The 12198-nt window shown below is 34.9% G+C and carries 6 protein-coding genes and 1 pseudogene; 5 read left to right on the top strand and 2 right to left on the bottom strand.

What is annotated here, in order from left to right:
- A pseudogene (locus TEPIDINF_RS10260) lies at positions 1 to 778 on the bottom strand (IS3 family transposase); the annotation flags it as partial.
- A 455-nt stretch (positions 779 to 1233) separates the two neighbouring features.
- Between TEPIDINF_RS10260 and TEPIDINF_RS10255 the strand changes: the two are divergent.
- From TEPIDINF_RS10255 to TEPIDINF_RS10245, 3 genes are all read left to right on the top strand, one after another.
- Entirely contained in the window at positions 1234 to 2703 is a 1470-nt protein-coding gene (locus TEPIDINF_RS10255; RefSeq protein ID WP_421691927.1) for a stalk domain-containing protein, read from the top strand.
- A 281-nt stretch (positions 2704 to 2984) separates the two neighbouring features.
- The gene (locus TEPIDINF_RS10250; protein WP_082732510.1) at positions 2985 to 3410 is read left to right on the top strand and encodes a hypothetical protein; all 426 of its coding nucleotides are present in this window, start codon (positions 2985 to 2987) and stop codon (positions 3408 to 3410) included.
- A 50-nt stretch (positions 3411 to 3460) separates the two neighbouring features.
- Positions 3461 to 4462: a type II TA system antitoxin MqsA family protein gene (locus tag TEPIDINF_RS10245; protein WP_421691926.1), complete on the top strand. Its 1002-nt coding sequence runs from the start codon at positions 3461 to 3463 to the stop codon at positions 4460 to 4462.
- On the opposite strand, the gene TEPIDINF_RS10240 is transcribed toward TEPIDINF_RS10245, so the two are convergent.
- Positions 4443 to 6191, bottom strand: a complete 1749-nt coding sequence (locus tag TEPIDINF_RS10240; RefSeq protein WP_421691925.1) for an FAD-dependent oxidoreductase — start codon at positions 6189 to 6191, stop codon at positions 4443 to 4445. The genes TEPIDINF_RS10245 and TEPIDINF_RS10240 overlap by 20 nt on opposite strands.
- 106 nt (positions 6192 to 6297) lie before the next feature.
- Here TEPIDINF_RS10240 and TEPIDINF_RS10235 point away from each other — a divergent pair, with 106 nt between their 5' ends.
- Together TEPIDINF_RS10235 and TEPIDINF_RS10230 are read left to right on the top strand one after the other, a co-directional pair.
- Positions 6298 to 8364 carry a stalk domain-containing protein gene (locus TEPIDINF_RS10235; protein WP_421691924.1) on the top strand — a complete coding sequence of 689 codons (2067 nt, stop codon included), beginning with the start codon at positions 6298 to 6300 and terminating at the stop codon, positions 8362 to 8364.
- Positions 8365 to 8467: 103 nt separating this feature from the next.
- Positions 8468 to 11965, top strand: a complete 3498-nt coding sequence (locus TEPIDINF_RS10230; RefSeq protein WP_421691923.1) for an S-layer homology domain-containing protein — start codon at positions 8468 to 8470, stop codon at positions 11963 to 11965.
- Positions 11966 to 12198: the final 233 nt, after the last annotated feature.

Below are 12198 nucleotides of genomic sequence, written 5' to 3'. Positions count from 1 at the left end.
TCTGTTGTCATCGATTTTGCAAAAGAGTAACCAACAATTTTATGTGTATGTAAATCCATTACAGAAGCCAGGTAACACCAACCCTCTTTAAGCGTATGGATATACGTAATATCTGCCACCCACTTCTCATTCATGGTGTTGGTAGAGAAATCCTGTTGCAACAGATTGTCACGTTCCACAACCTTCTCTTTACTCGGATAAGGCTTATATTTTTTCTTCACAATGGAACGGATATCTGCCTTTCTCATCAAACGCTGGACACGCTTAAGACTGACCTTATAACCTTCTTGGTTCAGGAGATAATGGATTTTGGGAGCACCGTAACGCTGTTTGCTCTCCTCGTGGATTTCAATGATTCGTTTGGTCATCTCCCGATTTTCACGGTCACGTTTTGATTCCGTGTAATGTTGTGTTTGATAATAGGTACTTCTTGGAATGCCCAACACCTCACACAAGGTGTGGACAGCATAATCTGATTTATGGTTATCAATCAATTCTGTCAATTCTGTGTCACTTACTTTTTGGCGAATATGGCTATAGCCTTTTTTAAGATTTCATTCTCCTGTTGGAGGCGGAGCATTTGCTTTTGCATGTCGGCTACCTCTTTTGGAGTCATTGCCTCGTCTCCTGATCCAATTGGGGTATATTGTTTAATCCATTTGTAGACCGTAACCTTTGATACGCCATATTCGCTACACAGATCTTTGACAGAAGTGCCTGAATGATACAAATCCACAATCGTTTTCTTAAAGTCATCATTGAATTTTTTGCGTTTCATATTGGACACATCCTCTCCCGTTTTTATTGTAAGGGACTTAACTAAGTTGTGTCCATGAAACTATACTAACATCACAGTATATGTTTACAATTACAATACAACTGATGATGTAGTAACTGCTACAACCTATGCTTCTATTAAGTCTGAGGAGCAAACACTTACTAACTATTCTAAAGTATATGTTCATACAAATACTAAAGGCTTAGTAGATTTAATTGTTATTGATAATGAGTAATTAGATGTTATTAAATTAAAGCACCTAAGGGTTAATCCTTGGGTGCTTTTTTGTAAATTAAACAAATATTCTACATCTATAATTAGATATCATACATATATCGACAAAAAGTAAATAATTATCCCCTATTTTTTTCAAAATTTTAAGAATAATAAAGGAATATTGTCCTTTATGTCGAATGGTTTTTAGATTAAGAACAAACGTAAAATGGGGTAAGAGAATGAAAAAGTTATCGTTATTATTTATAACTCTTGTATTCACCTTTGCTTTTTCTATGCAAGTTGATGCTGCATCAAATATTGTAGTAAAAATAAATGGGGAAGTTCAGTCCTATCAGCAGCCTCCTGTAATTGATAATGGATCAACTTTAGTACCAATGAGAGGGATCTTTGAAAGCCTTGGAGCTACGATTATCTGGGATGGCAATACAAAGACAGTGATTGGTCAAAAAGAAGATACTACTATTATCTTAGTGGTAGGAAACGACTTTGCTTTAGTGAATGGTAAATCAGTGAAGTTAGAACAGAAAGCGAAAATTATCAACAAAAGTACGATGGTTCCATTAAGGTTTGTCAGTGAAGCTTTAGGTGCAAAAGTAACGTGGGATGGTAATACAAAAACAGTCATCATTACCAAATCTAAAGAAAAGAAGAATCTTACCCCTCAGGAACTATTTGATCTTAATAACAAGAAAGTTGTATTGATCAAAACAGATGCAGGTTTGTTAGGAAGTGGAGTGATTATAAAGGATGGATTGGTTTTAACCAATTACCATGTAATAGAAGGCATGACTGCTGGGACAATCACTACCTCAGAAGGAAAAAAATATCAGATTGAAGGAATTGTAGTATTTAATAAAAACACAGATTTAGCTGTCATTAAATCGACGGAAAAATTTAATATTGAACCTATTGAGATAAACTCTCCAAAGACTGCAAAAAGTGGTGAAAAGATTGTAACCATTGGTAATCCTGAAGGCTTTCAAAATACCATCTCTGAAGGAATAATCAGTGGATTTAGAGAGTATTTTGGTATTCAGTTTGTACAAATCACGGCTCCTATTACACACGGAAGCTCTGGTGGAGCCTTATTCAATCAAAAAGGTGAAGTAATCGGAATTACATCAAAGGCATCTAGAGAAGGAAATCTTAATTTTGCAGTTTCAATTGACCATATTTCACATTGGCTCGAAGGTACTCTTGCTCAAGAATATGAGAATATAAAAGCATCATTTAATCTAGAAGATGTACCAAATGATGGACCTTTACCTTTAGAATATTTAGAAAAACAATTGAATACTGAAAATTTTCTAACGATTGAGTTTGAAAATGGGACAATTCAACTTGATTTTTACAGGGTAAACAGAGATAGCAAAGGAACCATTCAAGTTCATGGTGTTATTTCAGGAGAAAATTACAAGACATATAATACAAACTATGATAAAAATGAAGAGGATCTAGGGTTATGGGTAGAAGCAATGTCTTACATCCTATATTCCATTTATCCGGAAGAGGATATTAATTTTACTGTGGCGTTTGAAGAAATCGTTAACGAAGACCCATCCGGATATTTTTCAGATAATGAGATATTTTATTCCGAAGAAACTGGGAAATGGTTAATTATCCATAGTATTATTGAAAGTAAAATTAGTGCAGAAGATGAAGAATATGATGCGAAGACTCGCCCGTAAATTAAAATGGAGGTTGTAGGTAATCTACACCTCCTTTTTTATTATAGTATTTAAAGGTTATTTAGAATTTTTAAAAATTATAAGTAAATTTCTCGAAAATACTTGTATAATTATGAATATTTGCTATAATAGGAACATATATTCGTATCATAAATATTATGGACATAGGATTATAATAATTAACATTTTAATTAAATGTATCAATTAGTACATTTTTATTTTCAGTTTGGAATAGATAGTGTATAATTTGAATATAATAGAGGAAGAGGAGTGGCTAAAATTTGAGCTCTAGCCAAAGAAAAATATGTAAATATACAGATTTTACTCCTGATGAAATAAAAATGTATCTTGAAAAGTTTAGAAAAGCAATATTAGATGGAAAGTATATCATTTCTAAAAATCAAAATAGACATGAAAACATCAATTTTATTGAGGACTATAGAATTGATACAAAAAAGGAAAAGGAAATATTATTAGGAATTCAATATGACGATTTTTGCTACGCTGTTGATAACGAAAAAGAAGAATTTGCCCATGAGAAATTGTACATATTCAGTAAGTGTCATGAGTTAGATTACTGGGGCACTTTAGAATCTGTTGATATATATATAAAAATAAACATGACTCAGACAAGAAAAGGAGATGACTTTACCATAGTGGTCTCTTTTCATAAAAGAAATAAGCCGATTAAATATCTGTTCAAGTAAATGATTTGATAATATCAAATGAAAGATTATTAAAAAGGGAGGAAACCTGAATGGTAGGGTTTTGTGAAAGATGTCATGAAATGGTTGATTACTCTATTAAAGAAGAGAAAAAACAAAAAAACATCAAAGGTAAAATTGTTGAATATATAGGAAAAGAAGCTTATTGCAACAAATGTGGAAGTGAAATATTTGTGTCTGAAATTCGTGATCATAATTTAGCTATGTTAGATAAAACATATAGAGAAAAAGAAGGATTGATTTCAGTATCAGAAATGAAACTGATATTAGAAAAATATGATGTAGGGAAAAGGCCTTTGTCCTTGTTATTAGGTTGGGGAGAAGGTACATTAACCAGGTATTTAGATGGAGATATTCCCACAAAACAATACTCTGATATACTAAAAAAAATCCTTAATGACCCCAATTATCTCAAAGAGATATTAGTTCAAAATAAAAATAACATTACAGATGTAGCGTATAGACGCATAAGTAATGCTTTAGAAAATAATGAAACTTCAATAGGCACTACCGTTGAAATGGAAGATAAAATAGATTATGTTGTTAAATATTTACTAACAAACTCAGTTGATATAACACCACTAGCTCTACAAAAGCTATTGTATTATTCGCAGGGCTTTTATAAAGCCTTTACAGGGGTATATTTATTTCACAATAACTGTGAAGCTTGGGTGCATGGCCCTGTATTTAGAAGTATATATTATAAATACAAAGATCATGGCTATAATCCGATTGAAGAAGAGGATTATGAGTACGGGGAGATAAAATTAACTACAGTAGAAAAAGAGCTTTTAGATAGCATTGTTAGAAATTTTGGCTGTTATAGTGGCAAGGTTTTAGAAAAAATGACTCATGCTGAGGAGCCATGGCGGGTTACTAGAACGGACTTAAATGACAACGAAGGATCGGATCGGATAATAGATAAGGAATTAATAGCTAAATACTTTAACGAGATTAAGTCAAAGCATGGTATGCTTAATATATCTGACATCAGAGATTACAGCACGGATCTTTTTAATAAACTTTATAACTAGAAACATTGGATAATCTATTCAATATAAAAGCAACCATATAAATCCCTTCACTTCTTAAAACCTCACGGTTAGAAGATAGTCTTGCCTCCAATTCCTTATCAACTAACTTCAATTTCATCAGTTGTTCCCATGGACTTGGGGAGACCTTCATGTGATTGAAGATGCTTAATAATAAGACTGCCATTTGATCTCTAGTTAAATAGGGTGATACATCATCTTGAAGAATGTTGTTGATCAAATCTTGATGATCTTCTATAAGCTGCCCATATAGCTCTGGGTGGCTTCTTTTGATGGTAGTACTTAATAACTCAACCAAGTCTTTTTTTGTAATCGGGTCATCCACTTTTAAATCATTCTCATAGCCTGCTTGAATCACACCATAGGGCAATAATTGTTGAATCGATTGATCAAACCATTCCCCCTCAAACGGATAGGAAAGGGTGAAATGATAAAGAAGAGCCCCTTGCAACTTGAGTCGCCTTTGTAATTCACTGATTGGAACACGATCTTTAACCATTTTCCGGAAGTCTGTATGAAGCTGGATTGATATAGCTGCTGCTGTTCCAGCAGCTTGCCCAGCAGTCATGCCAATTGGGACAGTTCTCGCACTTCCTGCTGTAAGGGATGTATAGCCTGCAGCTTTACTAGCTACTAATAGTCCCTCTATCTCATTAGGAACGAGTGAGCGAAAAGGGATCGCATACTGGATCGGTCTTGTAATCACCTTCTCATAACCCCCTTCTCCTTTTACAGAAGTTGCTTGTAAATCTACAGGGTAAGCTCCAAAACCAATGCTATCCCATTTATCTCGATTCATCCAGATATCGTTAATCGTTAATTGATATTCAGCAAGGATATGTCTTGTTTCGCGGATATATAACTCTGGTGGATAGAGGGCAATTTCTGCTTGTTCAAAGCCAGGTAGTTCTTGTCTAAGGAACTTTAAGACATTGATCGACTCTCTTTTTCCCCGTTCCATCGCTTCTTTTCTTGACTCATCACTTAAACCGTCTTCGCTAAAAATCTGCAAAGCATTGATCGTCACAAGGCCATTGTTGAATTGTTTAGCAATATTAAGCGCACGTAAGCGAGTATTTGCTTCAATGGGTTTGTATTGATTGATGACATCAGTGAATCCCCAAGCCATATTTTCATAAACCTCTGCTCCACCAAGTACACCATTTTCAGCAGCCATTTTCATTCGATTCCAATCCACATTTTTTAACACAAGTACAAGGGTATCGGCCATTCTTGTATCTTTTAACCCAATATCCTCCTGACCTAGGAAGTAGGGAACCCCAGCCATAGCGACAATATCTGCATCTGCTGTTGAATCAATGAAACGTTTAGCTTGATAGGTATGTAAACCTGTTTGATCCTGCACTTCTAAGCCAACCAATTGATTACCGTTTTTTATAACCTTTTGTACATTGGCTTGGAGTAAAACGGTAAGATTTTTCTCTTTACCGATAAGATGAATAAAAGCTTCTTTTGCCCCTTCGATATCGAAAGCACCTCTGTTATTTACGATTTGATGCCATTCTTTAAAAATACCTTGGTTTGCAAGATTGCCATCTTTGTCATAACCAAGATCTAGTTGATTTAACATGCCATAGGTGAATAAACCACCAAGCCCATCCCTTTTTTCAATCAATAAGGTATCTGCACCATTTCGAGCTGAAGCAATAGCAGCAGCTATCCCTTCTGGTTCAGCACCAATTACGATCACATCATACTCATATTGCACAGGTGATGTTGTTATATTTATTGGTTTTTTTAGTTTGGTTATTCGGATATACTATTCATAAAAGTTATTGTAGAAAGGATTTAGCTATATGAATAAAAAGTGGTTTACTCTCATTTTTGTCATCATGATCGTATTTAGTTTTACTCCTCAACTTTCTTTTGCAAACCCTTCTCTACAAAAAGGGATGATTGAAGTAGATGGTATTCGTCAAGATATGGATTATCTATTTAACAATCATAAGGTATATCTACCCCTAAGTGCAATTGCAAAGAAACTTGAAATCACATCTAGATGGAATAGTGGAACGAATACAATTACACTTTTTTATCCTGACCAAAGAAAAGTAAACATTAAAGTAAAGTCAAAGCAATTTTACAAAGAAGGTTTATGGAGAAAATTAGACATTATTCTACTCAAAGGGACTACATATATATCTCTAAATGAATTAAGCCCCTTAATTGAACGACAAGTCCATTGGGATGAGGATACAAAAACACTCTTTATTTATATGTATGCATATCAACAACAAGGACAATCCATAAATAATGATCTACCTTATCAAGGGCTAGATGTAATAGGGAATCAGATTCAATTTAAAAGCGAAGATTTACCTCAAGCAAGTTGGAGTCTGAATGGAGACTTAACAGATTTTCGGTTGATTGGAAATACGAAACAAACGAATATGGAAGAATTCCGTTTTGTAGCATTTTATCAACTAAATCAAACCATCAGTCAATTGGTGATTACGCAAAGAAAGCTGCCAACTGGAGACCAAATCTTTTTTATTAAAATCTATTCCCCTAAAGGAGATCAACAACTAAAAGTAAACATCGAGGAGAATGAGCAAGTGTATGGAAGCCGTGCCTATCATTATATCGATCATGACCCCTTACATACATGGCTATCAGAGGATGAATACCAATCTCAAGACACCCTGAACATCAAGGCAGGGGAATCATTAGATCAATGGTATATCTTAAGTAAAGAGAAACTAGAATTAGAGGATCCTTTTGTCAAAAGGGCCTGGGAGATTAGTGAAAATTATCATAAGACCAATACTTGGGTTACAGCGGAGGGAACTCACCGCTATACTCCGATAGAATATCAAGATAAAGAAGAGTATCATAATAAAAATATCAGTTTACAGGCATCAGTGCCCATGCTATTGATCGAAACCTTACAAATCAAACCAAACCGATTATTAGAGGACTTTGTAGATAATGCAAAGTTTACACTGATCAAGATGCAAAGGGAAGACGGTTTTTGGCGTGCAGGGGTAAATGCGGCTTATTTGAATCGAGCCTACGGACTAGGTCCCAATTATATTGATACCAGAATGTCAGTCGATGCCTCCTTATTCTTAATACGCTATGGATTGATGTATGATGATCAAGAAGCGCTTGAAAAAGGGATGCAGTTTAAAAACTATTTTAAACAATTAAAAGAAATAGGAATTGTTTATCAGCTTAATGGTGGTTATTTGTATCCCGACTATTACTCAGAACAGCAACGGGGTAAGACCTTGGTTTCTTTAAACCATGCCTTATATGAAATCAATTATTTATATGCTCTTTATCATTGGCTGCAAGATGAAGAGGCAAAACAGTTGGCAGATGAAATGCTCACGTTTATAGAAAATAGTGCAGATCATTGGGTGAATGAAGATGGCGACCTTTATTACGCATTAAGTCCAGCTGGAAAGTATTATGGTGAAGATTACGTGAATATTACTTATATGGATTTATTTACAACTCAAGGAATTTTACGTTATTCAGGTAAAGACGATTCAATGATTACTAAACTATTTGCACAGAAGGGAAACTACTTAGATCAGATCCAGTCACCAGAATATGAATCTCACTTGCATCTAAATCACCTTTTTGAAAAATTTGATCAATCCCATGGTGAAAAAGGGGACCTATTTTTATCCTATCCATTAGAAGTAAAAGCGGCAAATGATGCAGAATTGGCCTATACGACCTTTGGTGCTTACCACTGGATGAAAGGGATAGAAAGTATTACATTTAAAGGGCAAAAGATCCCCTTAGACCCGAAGAAAAAGTATATGGTGGTCATAACAAACGACAAGCTTTACCTTTACGATCGTTCACCAGAAGACCCTTTGGTAAAAGTACAAGTTTGGACAGATCAGTGAAAGGAAGAATAGAGTGTGCAGAGACTCTTTTTTCTAAAAAGGGTTAAAGTTTACTGCTATTCTTCCGATATATATAGAAGACCAATTAGACGAGGGAGAGGATATGATGAATTATGCATTTAAGAAATGGTTAAGTCTTTTTATTGCATTAGCACTTGTCATTTCGTTAGTTCCTTTCACTGCTTTTGTCAAAGCAGAGGAGAGAGCACCAATTGTAATTACAGATCCATTGGGTACAGAACAACAACCGACACAGGTTAATAAGCCAACAATCAATATCTCCGGTAGTGCCTATGGTGTTACCGATTTAGGTTATACCATCACCCAATATAGAATAGATAATGGGAGACTTATTGAGATTAAACATAAAGATGGGGCAGATAAGCCTGATATCTCAGGATCTAATTTTACCTTTAACGATGTTCAGTTATATGAAGGATTAAATGGAATTAAAGTATATGGTATTTATCAAGGCCAAACAGTATCAGATACGAAATATGTTGAATATACGAATCTACCATTTATCACTTCAGTTTTATATAATGATTCACAAGATTTAAGACAAGATAACAGGATTACAGATGATTTAACCTATAATAATAATCAAGTGATGCTAACAGGTAAGGTATATAATGCTGATTCGATCGTAGCTGTTGTTAATGGGGTTGAATACGATGGACTGTTAATGAAACTCCAGGATGAATTTGCCTTTACTGATCTTCCTTTACAATTAGGGAAGAATTCCATCACCATTCAAGCAGAGAATCAAACGAAAACTTATCCACTCACATTGGATGTTTATTATGAACCACAAGGAGTACCCTATATTCTTGGACAAATAGATGGCCAAGATTTACTTCCATCTATGAATTTTTCTACTAAACCATTAACTGTTAGTGGCGACGTTTATAACTTTAATGATGCAAATGATCAGTTGAAGGTGACTTATAATGGTGGAAGTTTTATTATCACAAGAAATGATTTTGATAGTCAAACTACGATTAGTGGATCGATCGCTACAAATGACGGACAAACAACGAATTACACATTAACCAATGAAGGGGCGGATTCTTTTACCCTTGAATTTGATACAATTAAACATCCTGATATCAATGATCTTTCTTTTACGTTTACACTGGCAGATGGGACAACCTATCAACCACAAACCTATAAATTAAAATATTTAAATACGTCTTCAAATTATGTGGTAAGTACATCTGGGCTTTCTGATACAGCAACGATTCGAACCCTAACCTTTTATATTACAACAAGTAATACGGTTACTGATTTAGATCAGTTCATCAATCATGTTTATGTGGATGGAAATGGCACAAGACAAACAAATGCTGTTCCAGTTGCCAATATCGATGCAACGAAAGCACCAACCTATAAAGTGACTGTTGATCTTCAACCAGGCGATAACTTTTTTGAGGTATATCCAGCAGCGCCAGAATCAGAAAATATGGAAATCTATACTGTTCAATATGTAAGTACTCCAGACGTTAAGATTACCAACTTAGTAAATGGAGATCGAATCGGGGGAACGGATGGTTTAAATATTGATACCATGATAGGGGAATTTATCAATATTCCTACAACTGAAATGGACAATATGACCATTACTGTTGAAAATGCGTATGGAAGCACGGTTTATACAAATCAAAGCGCTCTTTTAACAATCGATAAAACAAATGGAACCTTTTCGTTTAGCCTCACAGATTTAGGTGTAGGAGCCAATGAAATTACGATTGAGGTAACAGATGGAGCGGTAAGAACAAAGACGAAGCTAACTTTATTCTACTTTAAAGGTGATGGCCCATTTGTTGATATTACTCCAAGTGTAAGTAGTCGATATACGCTGACTGAAACAGACACCAATATCTTTGAGACTGATTCTAGGTATATTGACTTGACGATGAACTTTAATAATGCAAAGGAATTGGTCTTCTATTACAATGGTCAACGAGCAGTATATATTGATGTACAAAATGATAAAGTCTATCCAGAAGCAACTGGTAATGACATTTATCTTAAGTTAGACTTAACAAACAACAAGGTAGTAACTGATCGATCCATACGTCTAAATGATGGGGCGAATACCTTTGAAATTGAAGCAATTAGTCAAGATGGATCTTCAAAAAGTGCCAAAATATATGTTACTCGCTCACCACAACCGGTGAAATTGATTCAACCCGTTTTACCTGACCAAAAAGTAGTGAATAGTAACTTTATTGAAGTGATCATTGAAGCAGAAGCTGAGCAAGTGATCATAGATAAAACTGAAGCAGTAGCTGAACCAATTAGTGATAGTGAGGCAAAACAGTTTAAAGCTGACGTTTTCTTAAAGAACGGTAAGAATAAAATTACCTATACTGTAGTTAGAAATGGAAATAGTAGTAAATATCAGTTTGAGATTTATTATGCAGCCACACCGAAAGAAGGAGCCAGGTATAAAGAAGTTTTCACAGGTAAAGGAAAAATGGATGTCTTTGATAAAAAGGTGCTGCTTGAATTTCCAAAGAATACCTGGTTGATTGAAAAAGGAAGCTCTTCAATCGTCGATTATAAGGCTGATGAGTATTTAGATTTTAGTATTGTTAATCGAAAAACAGGACAACGAATTATTTGGGATGGTGACGAGTATACCTTTGAAGATTTTAATGGGATTTGGGATAGATATATGAAATATTATATTCTCCCACCAGATAATACAGGGTATGCAGGTCAATTGTATTGGATTGAGGCAAACGGAGATCTTACTAATGTGGATGCAGGGCTGGTTCCTAATAACCAAGGGGAAATAACGATTCAATTTGATCAAAGTATTCGTGATGATGCGCAAAACTTGTTAGCGATCTACCATTTTGATCCTGAGAAAAGAGAGTGGGTCAATTTAGGTGGGGTCGTGAATACAAAAGCAAAAACAGTAACAGCACCGATTAATGAATTTGGATATTATACAGTAATGGCAAAAAGAGGAAGTTTTAACGATATTGTTAAACATCCTTGGGCAGCAAACTATCTACAAACCATGTATTCTAAGGGATTAATGATTCCTGCAGAACGTAATCGTTTTGGTGCTGACCTATTAACTACAAGAGGAGAACTAGCAACACTTCTTGTTAAAGCATTAGATATTCCAATCGATGCAGGTCCATATGATGACCGAGGAAGACCGATTAACCCAACATTTAAAGATGTCAGTCCATTATTGGATCCAGATCCAGAGTTTTATTCTTATGAATATATTGAAACAGCTGCTCGGGCAGGAATTATTCGTGGTGAAAGTGATGGACTCTTTAACCCAGACGGCTATTTAACCCGGGAACAAGCGGCAACGATGATCGCTCGTGCAGCCAATTTAAAGATTACTTCTAATGCAGAACGTTCTAAATTAAATTTAGCAAAAATGTTTGCTGACGGAGAAAGTATCAACCTTTATGCTGCACCCTATATTGAAGCGGTGATTAAAGCAAAAGTCATGAGTGGTAGTCAATCAGGAGATAGTATTGTCTTTAATCCAAGATCATTCATGTCTCGGGCTGAAGCAGCGACCATCTCATACCGCTTAATGCAAAAGCTAAAAAAATTACCTAAATAAAAATGAAGAATTAGAGGGCCTTTCATCAAAGAAAGGCTTACTTTTTATTATAGTTTAATGGTAATGTATATTACAAAAGAAGCGACTTTCAGGAATGCCTTTCTTTCCTTGTTTTTTAATCACAGAAAGGCATGGATGACGGAGCTCGTTGTAATATACATTACCTTATTGCTACTTTTTTTCCTAGCAACTTTTCATTTTTTTGTACGTCTATATGGTAGAGAAATTCTAAA

The organism is Tepidibacillus infernus, assembly GCF_048898065.1.
Classification (GTDB): Bacteria; Bacillota; Bacilli; order Tepidibacillales; family Tepidibacillaceae; genus Tepidibacillus_B; species Tepidibacillus_B infernus.
The sequence above is the reverse complement of the archived record's forward strand: the minus strand, read 5'-3'. Positions and strand labels throughout refer to the sequence as shown.

Excerpts from the sequence above, each read along its gene's own strand:
- TEPIDINF_RS10255 (WP_421691927.1), top strand. The coding sequence starts at position 1,234 with ATGAAAAAGTTATCGTTATTATTTATAACTCTTGTATTCACCTTTGCT.
- TEPIDINF_RS10245 (WP_421691926.1), top strand. The coding sequence starts at position 3,461 with ATGGTAGGGTTTTGTGAAAGATGTCATGAAATGGTTGATTACTCTATT.
- TEPIDINF_RS10235 (WP_421691924.1), top strand. The coding sequence starts at position 6,298 with ATGAATAAAAAGTGGTTTACTCTCATTTTTGTCATCATGATCGTATTT.
- TEPIDINF_RS10230 (WP_421691923.1), top strand. The coding sequence starts at position 8,468 with ATGATGAATTATGCATTTAAGAAATGGTTAAGTCTTTTTATTGCATTA.